Genomic DNA, 17,438 nt, shown 5'->3' with positions numbered 1-17,438 from the left:
CTCAGGTATCGAGCACGGCGGCGACGGCTTCGATCTCTACGAGCTGACCCTCGTAGCCGAGCACGGTGACACCCATCAACGTGCTGGGCACGTCGTGTTCGCCGAACGCAGTCCGGACAACCCCCCACGCGGTCACCAGGTCCTCCCGCCGGTGGGAGGCGACGAGCACGCGTGTGCTGATGACATCCTCCAGTGACGCATCGGAGTCCGCCAGGGCGGTCCGCATATTCTCCACGGCCTTGGCCGCCTGCCCCGCGACGTCTCCGATAGCCGCAGTGGAGCCGTCCTCATTCAGCGGACATGCTCCGGCCAGGAAGATCAGACGCGACTCGGCCGGGGCGGTGGCCGCGTAGGCGTACTCGGCTACATCGGACAGGGACGCAGAGCGAATCAACGTGACGGCACGCGGCATGGGCTTCCTTTCGCGGTGGGTACGGGACATTCACGACCTTCTCAAAGTCCGACTCCGCGTTCGACGTAGTTTCCTGTCCGCTTCCTGTCCGCCAACTCCCGCGAGGGGCCACTGTCGTCGGCCGCCGAACCGATCTGCATGGTCAGCCCGTTGGTACGCGTCGCATGCTCATCCCCGTACCCAAACCCGACGAATCGCATGATGGACGAGGCGCGGTCCAGGGCCCATCCGGCGGTTCTTGTCCGCGGTCGGTTCTTCAAGGCCCCGGGGCCTTGAAGAACCGAAGGAGAATCAACAGCGCCAGCACGCCGACGCACACGGCCAAGTATCCGAACGCGATGGCGTACGGCGCCCGCTCCACTTCCTCGCGTCGGTCCGCCGCGACACGGTCGTGGTCCCGGTCGCCCGGACGGATGATCGCGACACTGGCGGCGAGCGCTCGGGAGAGTCCCGCGAATCTGGGGGGTAACAAGGTTCGCTCCATGGGGACTACGAACTGGAGATCTCCTGCCGGAGCTGAAGAGTGAAGCGACGCAGGAGGTCCAACGTCTCCCGGAACTCGGCCCGGCGGTCGTCCCTGCCGTCGGTGGGCCGGGTGCTCCAGACCCGACGCGCGAGAGCATCGGCGAGATCGACGGTGTCGCCGGCACAGAGCAGGTAGAGGGCCGAACGGGCTTCCTGCATCCGGTTCGCCAACTCGTTGGCTCCAGGACCGTCGCCACTCAGCCGAGTTTCTTTCAGGTGGTCCAGTAGCTGAACTACGGCCGTATTGAAGCCGATCCCGGCTTTGAGCTTCTGTTCGCGGAGCCACATGCGGTCCTGTCGGCGCGCGGTGAACCACGAACCGAACACCACCCCTATGAGGCCGATAGCGGCCCCGATGGCCACGGACAGGATGTTCTCCACGGTCAGCTCCCCCCGACGTACGGCGACGCCAGGCTACAAAAGTCCCGTCGAAGGCAGCTCATGAGCAAGGAGGGCAGATACGTCAAGGAGAGCAGGTACGTCGAAGAGAGCAGGTACTCAAAAGAGATCAGGTGCTCAAGGACGGTAAATGCAGTCCGCGAGTGCCGCGTACCGCTTCCAGCCCAGGGTTTCGTACAGCGCGCGGCCGTCGTCGGTGGCGCCGAGGACGCCGAGCGTGGCGCCTTCCGACACGGCGCGGTCGGCGAGCGTCCGCATCACAAAGCTGCCCAGGCCACGGCGGCGGTGTGCCTCTTCGGTCACGACCCGGTCGAGGACCACGGCCTCGCCGAGCAGCGCCATCTGTCCCGTGGCGGCTTGGGCGCCAGTTGCGTCATCGACGCGGACGTACACGACCCCGTAGTGGACCTGCGTCGACGCGGTGTAGCCGCCGGGCGCTGTGGGGTTGGTGACCCGCAGGTCCGTGGCCATGAGATGGCCCGACTCCTCCTCGTCCGCCACCCAGCCGCGGGGCAGCCAGGGCGCCGCCTCCGCCGGCTCCACCGGCAGCGTGATCCACGTATGCGGCACGGTCACCGAATCCGCGGTGGCGCGCACCGCCAACTCGTCGGGCTCGGGCAGCACATGGCGCGCCACCTGTCTGGGATTGCCGATATCGAGAGCCAAACCCCAGGGCGTCTCGGCCGGCGGGGGCGTGCGCCGGGATGCGGCCCAGCCCGTCACCCAGGTCCTGATCAGTTCCGGAATCATCGGATCCCCCAAGTCGTAGGCGCGTCGTAGAGGGTGACTACGTAATAGCCACTCGCCTGGATCACAGATTACGTGACGGTCATGACGCGCTGCCCGCCTGCCACTGGCTCCACGACAGATTCCAGCCATTGAGGCCGTTGTCCGGTGTGACGGTCTGCTCCTTGGAGTTCTTGACGATGACGACATCGCCGATCAGCGATGCGTCGAAGAACCACTTGGCCGGGGTGTCGCCACCGCCTCCCTGGACGTCCCGCATGCCGATGCAGCCGTGGCTGGTGCCCGAGCGGCCGAAGACCGAGGGGTCGCCCCAGTAGTTGCCGTGCAGGAAGGTGCCGGAGGTCGACAGCCGCATCGCATGCGGCACATCGGGGATCTTGTAGGTGTCCTCCTTGCTGCCGAAGCCGACGGTGGAACCGTCCATCCGGGTCTGCGCCAGCTTCTCCGAGATCACCATCTGACCGTTGTAGGTGGGGTTCTTGGGCCTGCCGCCGGAGATCGGGATGCTTTTGACGGTCTGGCCGTCCCGCTTGACCGTCATGGTCTGGGTGTTCATGTCGACGGTGGAGACCTGGGAGCGGCCGATGGTGAAGGTGACCGTCTTGGACTGGACGCCGGTGATGCCGTTGCCGCCCTTCACCCCGTCCAGGTCGATCTTCATGGTGACCTTGGAGCCGGCCTTCCAGTAGTCCTGCGGCCGGAAGTCCAGGCGCTGGGCGCCGAACCAGTGGCCGACGACCTGCTGGCCGCTGCTGGAGGTGACCTTGATGTGGGACTGGACGTCCTTCTTGTTGGCGATCGCCTTGTCGAAGGTGAAGGACACCGGCATGCCGACGCCGACGGTCTGGCCATTGTCGGGCGTGTACGAGCCGATGAAGCTGTTCTTCGCGGAGACCGTGGTGAAGGTCGCGGTCTCGGTGGCCGTCCGGCCCTTGGCGTCCCGGGCGTTGGCGACCAGCTGGTACTTGGTGCCCCGCTCCAGTGGGGCCGACGGCTTCCAGGAGGAGCCGTCGGCGGCCATCGAGCCCTTGACCTTCGCGCCGTTGTCCACCTGGACCAGCCGCACATCGGCCAGCTTGCCGTCGCTGACTGTCACGCGGGTGTCGTTGATGCCGGCGCCGGTGGCGCCGTCCCGTGCCGAGAGCTTGATCGTGAATCCGGAGGCGCCTGCGCCGTTCTTGCCGCTGCCGTGGCCCGACGAGGAGTTCCCGCCGCAGGCGGACAGCGCCACCATTCCGGCCGTGCACAGCGCCCACGCCGCCGGCAGACGGCGCCTGCGCCGGAAACGGACGGGCGCGGGGGTGTCGGGCGTTGTCACGAGCTGCTCCACACAGAGAGGGTCGACTGGGGCTTTGCGACGTCGGGAGGACAAGGGGCCGACAGGACGTAGGGAGGACCATAGGGGCGGCTTCTAAGACCGTTTCTTAGGGCTCCTGCTGCAACGCGTGTAGCGCTTCCGATGGGCCGTCGAAGACCGCTGCGCCGACGTCGGGCGCGCCCTCGCGGCCGTCGCCTGTGCCGACATCTCCGCCGACACCGCCGCGGCCACCGCCGGGCTCCTCGGTGCGGAGGGCGCCGACGCCGTCACCCTCGTGGGAGGTGGCCGAGGCCGTCACCTTCCTGCTCTCCGACCGCGCCTCCTACATCACGGGGCTGGAAGCGCCCCCCTTCGGCCAGAGCCACGGCCAGCGTCTCGACAGCGTCCCGCAGATGGTGGTTGCTCGTGCCGGGGTCGTTGTCGAACAGCTGGCGCACGGAGTCCCTGAGGCGGCCCCGGCCGACTTGGATGCTGGGGAGGTCGCGATAGGTGATGGGGAAGGGAAAGCGCGACCTCTGGGCATCCGGATACACATTTCCCGAGACCATGTCGTCGCCGTTCTCGGTGAACGTGTAGACGATCTCGTGGTTCCCGTGCCGCACGTAGAAACCCAGCAGATAGTTGTCGGTCCGGCGGAAGAGTCCTCGGATGGCGCCGCCCTCGATGTTGTCGCGCTCGGCGAGCCGTCCGACCCAGATCGACTGGAACGCCCGGGGGTCGGGGTTCCGGATCAGATAGCTGGCCCCGGGCTGATGGGCGACCTCTTCCCCCAGCATCGCGTTGCGGACGGTCGCGACCGTGTGCGTGTAGAGGTTGGCGTACTCCTCGTCGCTTGCCGCCGCCCTCGGCTGCGGCTGGGCCTGCGTCTGCGACGGGGCATGCGGCCGGGCCTCCGGGCTGTTCTGGGCGACCGCGCTTCCCGCGCCGAGCGTGCCCGCCAACACGGTCACCACGGCCGTCGCACTGATCAATCGCCGTCGCAGCGACCGGTGTTCAGTTCCTCGCGTCATCTCGTCTCGGCCTTCCATGTCGGGCCCAGAACTCGAACTCGGCTTGCAGGCGGCCCTTGGTGACCCGGCCTCCGCCGCTCCAGTAGCGGGCCTCGTACTCCTCGCCCTTGTTCAGATACAGGCCGATCATGGTCGAGCCGTACGCGCCGCAGTGGGCGTTGCCGCAGGCCCAGTCCCCTGTGATGCGGTGGCCGTTCATGTCCACGATCTCGATCCAGTCCCAACCGTCGTACGGATCCCGCCCCGAGGGCGTCGTCCATGTCACGTTGATACCGGTGAGGTGGGACTGATACCACCAGCCGCGGTATTGCGCCGGCGACACCTCGCTGATCAGGTAGTTGGTGTTGAGCGCCGGGTCTCCGGGGTCCTGGTGCGTCGGGTCCCCGCCCTGGTGCGTCGGCGGCTGCCAGCGCTCACGCGCCGAGCTGGTCGCCGGAGCCGACTGCACGGTGGCCGTCGTCGACTTGCCCGGACCCTGCGGCGCCGCGGAGGCCGTCCCCAGCGCCACCGCGGACACCGTCGCGAGCACTCCGGCCATGACAGCGGCCCGCCGCCGGGGCGTGTTCACCCCGGCGTATAAGGAAGAGACCTTTGCCTCGCCTCTCGTCGGAACAACATGCGTACTCCATTTGGCCGTTGACCGATGATCGATACGCCGGAAACGCTAAGGAGCAGCGTTCAACGTTTCGTTGACGTCTCCTCAATGCGAGCGTTCACGCCGTGGACGCCGGTACGAAGCATCGGCCGGAGGGAGCGCATGGAGTGTGCGCACTTCGTGGTGGCGCCGGCCGCGGGGGCGCCGCTGGGTCGCCCGGCGGCGGCCCCTTGTTCTCGGCTCAGCTGAGCCTGGACGCGACGTACGCCTCGATGGCGTCACGCTGGTATGCGCCCAGGCCCGGGGCGATCGCCTCGTACACGGCGCGCCACTGGTCGTTGTCCACGCAGGAGCGCCCCATCGCGCGGTACTCCTCGGCGGAGACGGACCGCAGCGAGGTCAGGGCCTGATACTGGGCGTCGATCGCGGCCTGCACAGGTGCGGCGTCGGCCGACAGGCCGGCCTCCTGGAGCTCGGCCAGCCGGATCATCTGTGCCGTACGGTCACGCTGCGCGGCGTCGACCTCCTCCGGGCTCATCGATGCGACCCGGCGGTCGACCTCCGCGGCGTGCTCGGGGAAGTCCCGCAGACTCTCCTGGACCTGGGAGGGCTGCACACCCTCGAAGAGGTTCTCCGGTCGGTTGATGGTCATGGGTTGCCCGTCCTTTCTGGACTGTTCCAGTTCGGCGATCGTGCGGGAGACGGTGCCGGCCAGCGCGTCGAGTCGGTCCCGCTCGCCGAGCAGCCGCCGGTGGTGCCCGCGCAGGGCTTCCACCATGTCGACCTGCTCGGCCAGGACCCGGCCGATCTCCGGCAGCCCGACGCCCAGTGCCCGCAGGACGAGGATCTGCTGCAACAGCAGGAGCTGGTGCTCCTCGTAGTAGCGGCGGCCGTTGGCGCCGATCCGGGCCGGCGGCAGGAGGCCGATCTTGTGGTAGTGCCGCAGCGTCCGGGCGGTCACGCCCGACATCCGGGCGACCTCCGCGATCGGCCAGTCCATCGCCGCTCCCTCACGAGTGCTTCACCAGGCCGGTCTCTCCGGCCCTGTCCAACACGGTAGAAACTGCCGCAGCGACACCTTCAACCTCACATCCGAACAACCCTCAGATCTCCAAAACCCCCGTATCCCAACAACCCCCGTATCCGAACAACCTTCGCATCCCAACAACCTTCGCATCCCAACAACCTTCGCATCCCCACTCGTCCGAACCACCGCACGGCCCGGCGCTCATTTTGGTCTGCCGAGAAGGTCGAGTAGTGCCGCGCGCCGCTGGAAGGATGGAGTCCCCCTGCTATGGTGCGCCGATGTCATCCGTCAAGCAGTTCCAAGTCACCTTCGACTGCGCAGAACCTGAGCGCCTCGCTCGTTTTTGGTGTGAGGTGTTGGGGTACGTCGTACCGCCGCCGCCGAAGGGGTTTGCCACTTGGGACGTTTTCGACAGGTCGCTGCCGCCTGAGCGGCAGGGTTCGTCGTTCGCCTGCAGTGATCCCTCGGGTGTTGGCCCGCGACTGTTTTTCCAGCGCGTCCCCGAAGGCAAGGTCGTCAAGAATCGGGTGCATCTTTGCGTGCGGGTCGGCACCGGGCTCGTGGGTGAAGAGCGCCTGGCCACGCTTGAGGCCGAGTGCGTACGACTGGTCGCGCTCGGCGCGGTACGCGTGCGACTGCTGTATGACGGCCACGATTCGTGCATCGTGATGCAGGACATCGAGGGCAACGAGTTCTGTGTCGACTGAGCGGCCGTCTACCAACGCCAGCCATACGCCCCCGAGTTCGATCCGGTCGAAGGCGCGCGTTCGCCTCGACTTCGCACCGCCGTACCCTGGCCATTGAGGATCTCTTGCCGGGTCCCGACGCCTCCCTGGTTGTTCCCGTCTGGGTAGTGGGTGACGGCGTGTTGTTCAAGAGAGCCAGTCGCTGTAGTGGGTGGGGGCGATACGGGCGTCGCCCTTGGCGATCAGAGCGTCGCCCCGAACGGCGGCGAACATGCCGGCGGTGTCGTCGGTGACGACCGTGCGGCCGTCGGGATGGGCCTGGAGGGTGATCCGGCCCAGTTCGTCGAGGGGGACGACGTCAGGCCCGGCGATGTCGAGGGCGCCGTTCAAAGGGGTGCCGACGGCGACTTCGGCGACGGCGTCGGAGACGTCCTCGGCGGCGATCAGCTGGAGCGGGGTGGTGGGCAGGCGGACGGTGTCGCCCTCGGTGGTCCAGGACAGGACCGCGTCCATGAACTCCATGAACTGGGTGGCGTGGACGATCGAGTAGGGGATCGGCCCGGCCTTGAGGATGTCTTCCTGGAGGGCCTTGGCCCGGTAGTAGTCGAGGTCGGGCACCTGATCCGCGCCGACGATCGAGAGGATGACGACATGGCCCACCCCGCCCTTCCGGGCGGCGGCCAGCAGATTGTCCATCGAGGTCTGGAAGAACGCCGGTGAGGCATCGTCGAAGGTCGGGGAATTCGTCAGGTTGACTACGACGTCGGCTCCGGCCACCGCCTCCGCCAGGCCCTGACCTGCGATCACGTCGACACCTGTGGACAGCGAGTGCGGCACGGCCTGGTGCCCGGCCGCGTTCAGCTTTTTCACGACCTGCGACCCGATCAGGCCGGTACCACCGATGACTGCGAGCTTCATGGGTCACCTTTCGTTGCGCACCGATGGGCCATGCGTCCAGATGGCGACGGTGCCACTGCGCGGCGCACGCGGACCGTGCGCTCGTGGGCCGGGTTGCGCACGATGTTCCCGTCCGGCGCCCGCCAGGTCAGACCCGGCACGTCCGCGACGGACCTGCCTGCGCCGACGCATTCGCACAGCTGGAGAAGCGCACGTTCACCTTCTCCGCGGACCACATAGGTGGCCGGAGACGTCTCCAGCACGTACCGGTCGAACATCGTCGGGTGAATTCCGCCGAGGACGACCGGTACGGTCGGCAGCATGCGCGCGATCTGGTGCAGCACGGCCCGCGCGCTCGGCCACGACAAGGATGTGGCACCCACGCCGACGAGCTCGCAGCCCTTCAGAGCACCCTCGTGCGGCGTGAGGTCCACGCTCTGCTCCGCGATGAGATCCACCAGAACGACTTCGTGCCCCGCCGCGCGAAGGGCCGCGGCCAGCATGTGGATCCCGTAGGACGGACACTCGCGCTCGGCATCCATGGAGATCGTCCGCAGAGCACCGTCGACCACATCCATCATCGGCGAGGCCAGCAAGCAAACCTTCACGACGCGTCCTCTTCATGTCCCACATGTTCCGTATGTCCTGCATGTCATGCTGGGCCAATGGCATATGGCGGTGGGAAAACCGTCCTGGTGAATCGTCGCCCCGGAGAGGGGTGAGCGCATCTCAGGTTGGGCCGAAGGGGGCCTGACCCGGATATGCCGGAACCTGCCCTGGGGTGATCTTGGAGTGTGGGCAGGGGCGCCCCCCGTCCGGGCCGTATCCGTCTTCCCGCGTCGGCCTACGAGCCGACGGCAGCCGGCATCACACGTTCCCGGTCCATCACACCGGTCTCCGGATCGAGGACGTAGACCTGGAACGGCGCCCATGCCCGTCCGGCGAGGACGGTGAGGTCTCCGTGGGACGGGACCAATAAGGGCAGTTCCTCTGCCCAGGCCCGCAGCCGGCAGGGATCGGGGCAGGCCACGCCCACCAGTGTCCACCGCTCGCCTTCGGGCCCGCTGCGCTCGTACACCGGTCTGCCATCCCCGTAGCGGGAATCGGGAGCGCCGAAGACCAGATTCCGGCTGAAGAACAACTCGGCCAGGGCCCGGAAGTACCTCCACTGCTGCTGGTCCAGGCCCGTGCGGCTCCAGAACGCGGCATAGGCCGCTTTCTTCCTGGCCTTCTCCCGCGCCTTCGCCTCTCGTTGCCGCGCCGCAGCCTTCTCCTCCGCCTGCCGCCGGCGCCTGTCCTCTTCCTCCTGCCGGACGAGTTCGGCGTCCAGCGCCACATAGGCCGGAGTCGTCCACCACAGCCGCCATGAATCGCTGTAGGACGCGGTCCAGCCCTCCGCCCACTCGCACCACTCGTTGCCGTATGTGACCTTGCGACTGCGGCAGCGAGGCGTATGCGGCAGTATCCGGCCCGTCAGCATCCACGCCACCGCATCGCTCAGCGCCGCATCAACCGGTGACCAGCCCTCCGGCGGCGACGACAAGCGGGCCAGGCCGGCGGCCACGGTCCACGTCTGGCCCTGTTCGGCCGGGGCCTGGACCAGCAGCGTCGGTACGGTGCCCACCCACGGGCGCGGCCGGATGCCGAACCAGCACACCCGCACCCCGTCCCGTTCGTACAGGCCGGTGCGCGCCGCTATCTCCTCCGCCGTGATGGGGGACAGCTGCGCCTCCAGCGCCATCAGCCGGTTGCCGTCCGGGCTGAAGACCATCACATCCGCCCGCCACTCCCCGGTGGGTGCGGCGACCTCCAGCTCGGCACGGAATCCGGCGGCGCGAGCACAGGTCACCAGCTCCAGCTTGAGCAGGTGGTGCTCCAGTGATTCGTTCGCCAGGGAGCACGAGGGGGGCCTGGTCCGGTGGTAAAGGTGCCGGGTGCCCAACTTGGAGACCCGGGGGAAGACCTGACCACGGCACTCCGGGCAGACCAGTTGCACGCCCCGCACCCGGTGGATCTCCTCCCACGACCGGCCGCAACCCAAGTCGTCGAGCGTGATGTCCACCCTGCCCCACTCGGTGTGTTCGGCGGTGAACTGCATGGGGTCCCCTCCCAGTTGATCGTCTTTCCGGCTTCGAGGCCATGAGGCGTATCGGACGCGGGGCCCGGTCAGCCCTTGATGGAGATGAAGATGGTGTCCTGGGTGTACCAGCGGGCCTGCGCGAGCTCGTGCATGACGCCGAGGTTGCGCTGCTGGTGGGATGTCAGATTCCCGCCGGCCCCGAGAAATGCCACGACGTCGGCTCTGCCCGCGGTGTTGAACGAGATGGTTCGGCTCATGATCACCATGCTGCCAGTCACCACTGACAGGTCGCTGGTCAAGCCCGCACGTCCGGTGCCGTTCCGGCCGGGTGGCAGCCGGGTGCGGTGCGGGGCCTCCGCCAGGTCGTGGTGCGACGCCTGATCGGCCGTTTCCACGGCCCTCCAGCGCCCTGTGGACCGGGGCCGGGTCCACGGGGCGCAATCGCGTACCGGTTCTTTGGGCTCGTGGACCGAGTCCGGCGGGGGAGGGCTGCGATTGGCTCGGGGCGTGGGCGGCGGCCGCCGCCCCGTGGCCCGGCCGCCGCTTCCCGGTGCCCCTGTGCACCCGGTCCGGTGGGGCCGTTCCGAACGAGATCTGTGAGGCGTGGATGGACGAGGGCGAGGACGAGATCGTCGGCGGCTGGAACCTGGTGCAGTGTTCCGTTGAACGGGCCGGAAAGGAGACCCGGCCGCTGGGGGATCGGCCCGGCGGGATGCTGTTGTACACCCCCGACGGCTGGATGAGCGCGCTGCTGACGACCGACCCGGCGATCGCCGACGCGGCCATGGCCCGGCGGGAGACGGCCACCGAGGCGGGGGCGTCCGGCGGGACCGTGGCGTATGCCGGGCGCTGGGAGCGGACGCCGGACGGGTCGGTGCGCCATCACGTCGCCGCGAGCCATTACGGGCCCTGGGTGGGGGTCACCCTGGAGCGCGCCGTCCACAGCGAGCCGGACGAACTGCTGCTGACGGCCACCACCGACGAGGGCACCCGCCAGTACCTGCGGTGGCGCAGAGCCCGGGTGTGAGCGCCGCGGGCGCCCGCGGCAGCCCGGCGTCGTGCGGTGCGGCCGCGCCCCTTTCCCCTTGTCCCTTCCCCCTTCCTTCCCATCCGGAGGTGGTGCGCCGTGCGCACAGCAAATCTCGGTAACCGTCTGGTACTTGTCCACGATGACGGAGCGGTCGATGTCGAAAAGGCCAGTGACGGCCGTTTCCCGTCCGACCCGCAGGCCGTCTTCGACCGCTGGGAGGAGTTCAGCGCCTGGGCGCGGACGCCTGCCGCGCGGGAGGCCGAGCGCATCCCGCTGGAGGACCGCCGGCTCGGCGCCCCCGTGCCGCGCCCGCGCCAGGTGTTCGCGGTCGGGCTGAACTACGCCGACCATATCGAGGAGTCCGGCCTCGACACCCCCGCGCAGCCGGCCGTGTTCACCAAGTACCCGACGTCGCTGGCCGGCCCATACGACACAGTGGAACTGCCCAGCGCGATGGTGGACTGGGAGGTCGAGCTGGTCGCGGTCATCGGCGCCCGCGCCCACCGGGTGCGCGCGAAGGATGCCTGGCGGTACGTCGCCGGTCTCACCGTGGGCCAGGATCTGTCGGAGCGGCGTATCCAACTCCAGGGGCCTGCCCCGCAGTTCACGCTCGGCAAGTCGTTCCCCGGCTTCAGCCCGACCGGGCCGGTCCTGGTCACGCCCGACGAGTTCGCCGACCCGGACGATCTGGCGCTCGGCTGCGCCGTCGACGGCGAGACGATGCAGGAATCGCGCACCGGCCGGATGGTTTTCCCGGTTGCGCAGCAGATCGCGTGGCTCTCCGCCGTCTGCCCGCTGCTCCCCGGCGACCTGGTCTTCACCGGTACCCCGGCGGGCGTCGGAGGCGCCCGTGACCCGCGCCGATTCCTTGCCCCGGGCGAGGAGCTGCACAGCTGGATCGACGGTATCGGTGCGCTGCGCAACCGGATGGTCGTGGGCCCCGATTACCCGGACGGCCTTCGCGCCTGACCCGAACGCCCCCTTCTGCTCTCACGTTTCAAGGAGCCCTCATGCCGTTGCATCGTCTCGCCCGGATCACCATGGGCGTGCCCGACGTCGATGCCACCCACGCCTACTACGCGGATTTCGGGCTCACCGCTCTGGGCCGCGGGCGCTTCGCCTCGGCCGACGGCGGTGAGCAGCTGAAGATCGTGCACGCCGCCCGTCGCCGGCTGGACGAACTGGTCGTCGCGGTCGATGACGCCGACGACCTCGGCCGGATCGGCGCCGCTCTGGATCGTCTGGAGATGCCCTCTGTCCGCGACGGGCACCGCCTGCGGGCGGTCGATCCGGGGACGGAGGTGACGGTCACCGTCGAGATCCAGCCCCGCCTCGTGCAGTCGGCCTCCACGCCGGTGCCGTACAACGGGCCCGGACGCGCCGAGCGGCCCGACGGCCGGGCACCGGCGGTGCTGCGCGAGGACACCGTCCGGCCGCGCCGCCTGGGCCATGTGGTGCTCGGGTCGACCGACCAGCCGGCCTCGCAGCGGTTCTTCACCGAGGGCCTGGGTTTCAAGGTCAGCGATCTGGTGCCGGGCGCGGCCTTCCTGCGGTGTTCCACCGATCACCACAGCGTTCTGGTGCAGCAGGCCCCCGTCGCCTTCCTGCACCACTCCTCCTGGCAGGTCGACGACGTCGACGAGGTCGGGCGCGGGGCGACGCGCATGTTGGAGGGCCACCCGGAACGGCATGTCTGGGGACTGGGCCGCCATCATGTCGGCTCGAACTTCTTCTGGTACCTCAAGGACCCGGCGGGCAACTTCTCCGAGTACTTCGCCGATATGGACTGCATCGTCGACGACCAGCTGTGGACCCCCCGGGTGTGGGAGGACGCCCGCTCGCTCTACAACTGGGGCCCGCCGGTCCCGCCCTCCTTCCTCCAACCCGAGGATCTCGCCGCGCTGATGACCGGCGCCCACGACGCGGGCTGAGCACCCCTACGGAAGGAGGACATCATGAACGGCAACCGCACGGACGCCGGAGCCACCGACGAGGGCGTATACGACGTACTCGTCGTCGGCGCCGGGCCGGTCGGGCTGACCACCGCGATCCAGCTCGGCGCACGGGGCCGGCGGGTCGGCCTCGTCGAACGCTGGCCGCAGCCCTACCCGTTGCCGCGGGCGGTGGTCTTCGACCACGAGGTCGCCCGCATCCTGGCCTCGCTGGGCCTCGCGGACGCCCTGCCCGCCTTCAGCGAGCCGGCCACGGACTACGAATGGCGCAACGGCACGGGCGAGACCCTGCTGCGGCTGGCCTTCGAGGACACCGGCCACTCCGGCTGGCCGGCCATGAACATCTTCACCCAGCCGCAGCTGGAAGCCGCCCTGGAGGCACAGGTCCGCCGCACCACCGGGGTCGACGTGCTGCGCGGCTGGGAGGCCGTGGACCTCGCCGAGGATGCGTCCGGGGTCTCCCTGACCGTCGCGGAGAGCGCCGGGGACGAGCCGGTGTTCCGCGACGGCGCACGCCGGCATCGCACGCTGCGCGCGCGGTACGTCGTCGGCTGCGACGGTGCCAACAGCTTCGTCCGCTCCCGGATGACGACGGCGATGACGGACCGCGGCTTCCAGCACGACTGGCTGGTCCTGGACGTCATCCCGCACGACCGGAACCGCGAGTTCGCACCGCGCAATCTCCAGGTCTGCGACCCCTTCCGGCCCACCACCGCCGTCTCCGGCGGGCCCGGCCGCCGGCGCTGGGAGTTCATGCTGCTGCCCGGCGACTCGGCCGCGGAGTTCGGCAGCGCGGAGAACGCCTGGCGGCTCCTGGCCCACTGGGACCTGCACCCGGGCAACGCCACCCTGGAGCGGCACACCGTCTATACCTTCCGGGCCCGCTGGGCCGAGAACTGGCGCGAGGGCCGCCTGCTCCTGGCCGGGGACGCCGCCCACCAGATGCCGCCCTTCGCCGGGCAGGGCATGTGCTCGGGCATCCGCGACGCCGCCAACCTCACCTGGAAACTGGACCTCGTGCTCTCCGGCCGTGCCGACGCAACGCTGTTGGACACCTACACCACCGAACGCTCCCAGCACCTGCGGCACGCCATCGAACTCTCCGTCTTCCTGGGCGGCATCATCTGCGAACCGGACCCCGCGGCGGCAGCTGTGCGCGATGCGCAGATGCTCGCCGACCGGCGGGCCGGCCGCGACCCGCTGGCGGACATGCCCCCGCAGGCCCTCACCGGAGGACTGCTGCGGCAGGCGGCGGACGGCGCGCCGCAGGCCCCGGCCGGACAGCTCGGCTGCCAGGGCCGGGTGCGCTTCCGCGGCCGCACCGGGCTGTTCGACCAGGTCGTCGGCACCGGTTTCGCGCTGCTCGGCACCGAGGATCCGCGCACCGTGCTCGACGACGAGACGCTCGGCTGGTGCGAGCGGCTCGGCATCCGCCTCCTGCGGCTCACCGACGACCCGGCGGCGGACGGCGCCGCCGACGTCATCGACCTCGACGGCACCTACCGCGCGCACTTGGCGCGCAGCGGCCAGGAAGCCCTGTTGCTGCGCCCGGACCACTACGTCTTCGGCGGCACGTCCCGCACGGAGCAGGTGCCCGGCCTGGTGGCGGCACTACGGCGGGGGCTCGGCACGTCGTCCACCGCTGCGGTGCCCGCCCGGTGAGGTGACGCCCTCCCTCCCGTCCGCACCGGGAGGGAGGGCCGGTCCCCCCGGACAGGAGGTACCGGTGATAGGGGTGGGGCAGGCGGGCGAGACCCGGTGCGGTCACCGGGCTCCCGCCCCACGCACCCGAAGGGCGACACCCATGACACGCCAGTGGCTCCGGCAGCTCCGCCCGGACCCGAACCTCCCGTACCAGGATCCGGCGATTCCACCGGCCGCCGTGACCGCCACGGCCGCCGTCCTGGGTCCCGAGCCGGTCCGGTGGGCGCTCCAGACCGCCGATGCCATGGCCGCGGAGATCCTGGAGCAGGTCCCCGAACACGGCGGCGGCCCGGCGCCGCTGGCCACCCTGCGGCGCTCGACCGAATCGACGGTCCTGGCGGCCCTGCGCCTGCTGCTCACCGAAGGCTCCGGCGAGGCTTTCGGAGAAGGCGTCACACTGCCCGAGGAGGCCCTGGAGAGCTGCCGCGAGTTCGCGCGCCGGGGCCTCCGGCTCGACCAGGTCCTGCGCGGGGTGCGGCTCGGCCACGCCAGGTTCAGCCAGGAACTGACCTCGGCCGTCGAGCGGTACGTCCCGGCCGGCGAACGCCTCACCGAGCTGCGCCGGATCACCGAGGAGCTCTTCGCCCACGCCGACGCCCACGCCAGCCTGCTGGCCGAGTCCTACATCGCCGAACGGGACCGCTGGCGCGGCAGCGACGAAGCGGCCCGCCGCGCGACGATCGACGATCTGCTGGCCGCTCGCCCGGTGGAACCGGAAGCCGCGACCCGACGGCTGCGCTACGACGTCACCCGTACGCATCTGGCCGCCGTGCTGTGGTGCGACCGCACCGAAGACCCGTTGCCCGCCGCCGAACGGCTCCAGCACACGGCGACCGCACTCGCCCACACGCTCGGCACCGGCAACCCGCTGACCGTCCCCGCCACGGCGGACACCGCCTGGCTGTGGCTGCACGCGCCCGACGACCTCACCGGTCTGACCGACCGCGTGCGGACCGGCACCGACCGCGCCCCGGGTGTCCGCCTCGCCCTCGGCCCGCCCGCACACGGCACGGCCGGGATGCGCCGCAGCCACCACGGCGCACGCGCGGCGGAACGCGTCGCCCGGCTCGCGCCCGGCGACTGGCTGACCGACCACCGCGAGGTACGCCTCGTCGCCCTGGCCACCGCCGACCCCGAGCACGCCCGCTGGTTCGTGCACGACCTCCTCGGCCCGCTGGCCTCCGACGGCGCCCGGGTACGGGAGCTGCGCGAGACCCTGCGGGTGTACCTCGCTGAGGAACGCAGCCTGAGGGCCGCCGCCGGCGCTCTGCATGTGGCCCGCAACACCGTCACCTACCGGGTCAAACGCGCCGAGGAACTCCTGCCCTCGTCCACCACCGCAGCAGGCACGCTGGAGCTGCGCGTCGCCCTGGAGCTGGCCCCGTTCCTGCTCGGCTGACGCCTTACTGCGGGCGCACCGGCACGCAATCACGGTGTGCAATCGGCGAGGCTACGCCGCCAGCGCTGACATCGACTACACCATCAAGGAGGATGCTTCGAGCGACACACAGACCCCGGGCCATTACGCCAACGATTCGTTCCCCGTCGATCAGTGCCGGACGGCGACACTTCCGGCGGGGAAGATCTCGGCAACGGTAACCCTTCGCCGTTACACGGACTACTACTTGGGTGATGACGCGTTCTCCGATTCCGCCGATCACTCATTTGCCGGCTCCGGTGCGAACGACAGAATCACGGCGGTATGGACCCTCGGCGGGCCGCACGTGAACGCCACGTACAACATGTACGGCACGACGTGTGATTCCTCTTCGGGTTTTGAGCAGAAGAGCGACAGCCAGGCGTTCTCGACGCAGGCGGAGGGTCAGCAAGGCTGCACGTCCGGCTTCTCTGCCTCCGAGGCGCGGCGGGCGCGGCTCTTCCGGGCCCGCCGGCGCGGGTTTACGGCTGGTTCACCACTATGTGTATCGCATGAGGTTAGGTTTGGCCCATGGTTGAGCATCGCATGATCGACGTGAACGGCATCCGGCTGCACATCGCGGAGGAGGGCGAGGGCCCCCTCGTCGTGCTGCTGCACGGCTTCCCCGAGTCCTGGCACTCCTGGCGTCATCAGTTCGCCCCGCTGGCCGCCGCCGGGTTCCATGTGGTCGCCCCCGATCAGCGCGGATACGGCCGCAGTGACCACCCGGAGGACGTGGACGCGTACAGCATCCTCCACCTCGTCGGGGACGTGATCGGGCTGATCCAAGCCCTGGGCGAGAAGCAGGCGTTCGTCGTCGGGCACGACTGGGGTGCACCGGTTGCCTGGCACACCGCATTGCTGCGGCCCGACGTGGTGCGCGGGGTGGCCGGGCTGAGCGTGCCGCCGCCGTTCCGCGGGGAGCACCCGCCGCTCAAGGCCATGCAGGAGCGGTTCGGCGGACGGTTCTACTGGAACTACTTCAACCAACCCGGCGTCGCCGACGCCGAGTTCGCCAAGGACACCCGTACCGCTCTGCGCAAGCTGTTCTACTCCGCCTCCGGTGACGCCCCTGGCGCCGGCCACCCGGACCAGGCCCTGGTGTCCGACCCGGCGCGGGGCTGGCTCGCGGACGCGATCGACCCCGAGGTGCTGCCGGACTGGCTCACCGAACAGGATCTGGACGAGCTCACCGAGAACTACGCCAAGGGCTTCACCGGCGCCCTGAACTGGTACCGCAACCTGGACCGCAACTGGGAGCTGACCGCCGCCTGGCAGGGCGCGGTCGTCAGCTCGCCCGCGCTGTACATGTACGGCGACCGCGACCTCGTCCCGGCGTTCCCCGGTGCGCGCGAACTCATCGCCAAACTCCCGGAGTTGATGCCCAATCTGCGCCGGGAGCCGATCGAGCTGCCGGGCTGCGGCCACTGGACCCAGCAGGAGCGGCCCGAGGAGGTGAACGCCGCGCTGGTCGAGTTCCTGACGGAACTGCGGGGCTGAATCCTGGTGCCGGGGCAGGTCTCCTGGACAACGGTTGACGTGCCGAGCCTCCTCACGCCCGGGAGGAGGCTCGGCACATCAGTTGGTCGTCCGGCCCGACGACCGTGACCCCGTACCTATCCGAGGTGCCTGTCCGAGG

Annotated in this window: 19 protein-coding genes; 7 read left to right on the top strand and 12 right to left on the bottom strand. The window is 69.6% G+C overall.

Annotated elements, in window-relative coordinates:
• Window position 1 precedes the first annotated feature (1 nt).
• The 8 genes from B1H19_RS04980 to B1H19_RS04940 all read right to left on the bottom strand — a co-directional run bounded on the left by B1H19_RS04980 (window position 2) and on the right by B1H19_RS04940 (window position 6,006).
• The gene (locus B1H19_RS04980) at window positions 2–412 is read right to left on the bottom strand and encodes a RidA family protein (RefSeq protein WP_083103403.1); all 411 of its coding nucleotides are present in this window, start codon (window positions 410–412) and stop codon (window positions 2–4) included.
• A gap of 256 nt (window positions 413–668) precedes the next feature.
• The gene (locus tag B1H19_RS04975; RefSeq protein WP_083103402.1) at window positions 669–896 is read right to left on the bottom strand and encodes a hypothetical protein; all 228 of its coding nucleotides are present in this window, start codon (window positions 894–896) and stop codon (window positions 669–671) included.
• 5 nt (window positions 897–901) lie between these two features.
• Entirely contained in the window at window positions 902–1,318 is a 417-nt protein-coding gene (locus B1H19_RS04970) for a hypothetical protein (RefSeq protein WP_083103401.1), read from the bottom strand.
• A gap of 135 nt (window positions 1,319–1,453) precedes the next feature.
• A complete protein-coding gene (locus B1H19_RS04965; RefSeq protein ID WP_083103400.1) occupies window positions 1,454–2,086 on the bottom strand; it encodes a GNAT family N-acetyltransferase in 633 nt (210 codons plus the stop codon).
• A 79-nt stretch (window positions 2,087–2,165) separates the two neighbouring features.
• A complete protein-coding gene (locus B1H19_RS04960; protein WP_237289132.1) occupies window positions 2,166–3,413 on the bottom strand; it encodes a L,D-transpeptidase in 1,248 nt (415 codons plus the stop codon).
• A 254-nt stretch (window positions 3,414–3,667) separates the two neighbouring features.
• Window positions 3,668–4,411, bottom strand: coding sequence for a ribosome-inactivating family protein (locus tag B1H19_RS04950; protein ID WP_159027992.1), 744 nt, complete (start codon window positions 4,409–4,411; stop codon window positions 3,668–3,670).
• Window positions 4,395–4,949, bottom strand: a complete 555-nt coding sequence (locus tag B1H19_RS04945) for a hypothetical protein (RefSeq protein ID WP_203237099.1) — start codon at window positions 4,947–4,949, stop codon at window positions 4,395–4,397. The genes B1H19_RS04950 and B1H19_RS04945 overlap by 17 nt, the downstream gene beginning before the upstream one ends.
• A gap of 298 nt (window positions 4,950–5,247) precedes the next feature.
• A complete protein-coding gene (locus tag B1H19_RS04940; RefSeq protein ID WP_083103397.1) occupies window positions 5,248–6,006 on the bottom strand; it encodes a MerR family transcriptional regulator in 759 nt (252 codons plus the stop codon).
• 305 nt (window positions 6,007–6,311) lie between these two features.
• Between B1H19_RS04940 and B1H19_RS04935 the strand changes: the two genes are divergently transcribed.
• Entirely contained in the window at window positions 6,312–6,740 is a 429-nt protein-coding gene (locus B1H19_RS04935; protein ID WP_083103396.1) for a VOC family protein, read from the top strand.
• Window positions 6,741–6,905: 165 nt separating this feature from the next.
• Here the strand turns inward: B1H19_RS04935 and B1H19_RS04930 are convergent, their stop codons facing one another.
• The 4 genes from B1H19_RS04930 to B1H19_RS39035 all read right to left on the bottom strand — a co-directional run bounded on the left by B1H19_RS04930 (window position 6,906) and on the right by B1H19_RS39035 (window position 9,953).
• Window positions 6,906–7,637 carry an SDR family oxidoreductase gene (locus B1H19_RS04930; RefSeq protein WP_083103395.1) on the bottom strand — a complete coding sequence of 244 codons (732 nt, stop codon included), beginning with the start codon at window positions 7,635–7,637 and terminating at the stop codon, window positions 6,906–6,908.
• A complete protein-coding gene (locus tag B1H19_RS04925) occupies window positions 7,634–8,224 on the bottom strand; it encodes a B12-binding domain-containing radical SAM protein (RefSeq protein ID WP_083103394.1) in 591 nt (196 codons plus the stop codon). The genes B1H19_RS04930 and B1H19_RS04925 overlap by 4 nt, the downstream gene beginning before the upstream one ends.
• A gap of 236 nt (window positions 8,225–8,460) precedes the next feature.
• A complete protein-coding gene (locus B1H19_RS04920) occupies window positions 8,461–9,714 on the bottom strand; it encodes a competence protein CoiA family protein (RefSeq protein ID WP_083103393.1) in 1,254 nt (417 codons plus the stop codon).
• A gap of 68 nt (window positions 9,715–9,782) precedes the next feature.
• The gene (locus B1H19_RS39035) at window positions 9,783–9,953 is read right to left on the bottom strand and encodes a hypothetical protein (protein WP_162500687.1); all 171 of its coding nucleotides are present in this window, start codon (window positions 9,951–9,953) and stop codon (window positions 9,783–9,785) included.
• A 350-nt stretch (window positions 9,954–10,303) separates the two neighbouring features.
• Here B1H19_RS39035 and B1H19_RS04910 point away from each other — a divergent pair, with 350 nt between their 5' ends.
• From B1H19_RS04910 to B1H19_RS04885, 6 genes are all read left to right on the top strand, one after another.
• Window positions 10,304–10,723: a lipocalin-like domain-containing protein gene (locus B1H19_RS04910; RefSeq protein ID WP_083103391.1), complete on the top strand. Its 420-nt coding sequence runs from the start codon at window positions 10,304–10,306 to the stop codon at window positions 10,721–10,723.
• A 99-nt stretch (window positions 10,724–10,822) separates the two neighbouring features.
• Complete coding sequence (locus B1H19_RS04905) at window positions 10,823–11,695, top strand: fumarylacetoacetate hydrolase family protein (RefSeq protein WP_083103390.1); 873 nt, start codon at window positions 10,823–10,825, stop codon at window positions 11,693–11,695.
• A gap of 41 nt (window positions 11,696–11,736) precedes the next feature.
• Complete coding sequence (locus tag B1H19_RS04900) at window positions 11,737–12,657, top strand: VOC family protein (RefSeq protein ID WP_083103389.1); 921 nt, start codon at window positions 11,737–11,739, stop codon at window positions 12,655–12,657.
• A gap of 24 nt (window positions 12,658–12,681) precedes the next feature.
• A complete protein-coding gene (gene mhpA / locus B1H19_RS04895; RefSeq protein WP_083103388.1) occupies window positions 12,682–14,340 on the top strand; it encodes a bifunctional 3-(3-hydroxy-phenyl)propionate/3-hydroxycinnamic acid hydroxylase MhpA in 1,659 nt (552 codons plus the stop codon).
• A gap of 142 nt (window positions 14,341–14,482) precedes the next feature.
• Complete coding sequence (locus B1H19_RS04890) at window positions 14,483–15,781, top strand: PucR family transcriptional regulator (RefSeq protein ID WP_083103387.1); 1,299 nt, start codon at window positions 14,483–14,485, stop codon at window positions 15,779–15,781.
• 549 nt (window positions 15,782–16,330) lie between these two features.
• Complete coding sequence (locus B1H19_RS04885; protein ID WP_237289129.1) at window positions 16,331–17,299, top strand: alpha/beta fold hydrolase; 969 nt, start codon at window positions 16,331–16,333, stop codon at window positions 17,297–17,299.
• Window positions 17,300–17,438 lie beyond the last annotated feature (139 nt).

This window comes from Streptomyces gilvosporeus (assembly GCF_002082195.1).
Taxonomy (GTDB): Bacteria; Actinomycetota; Actinomycetes; order Streptomycetales; family Streptomycetaceae; genus Streptomyces; species Streptomyces gilvosporeus.
This window is presented reverse-complemented; position numbering and strand designations above follow the sequence as displayed.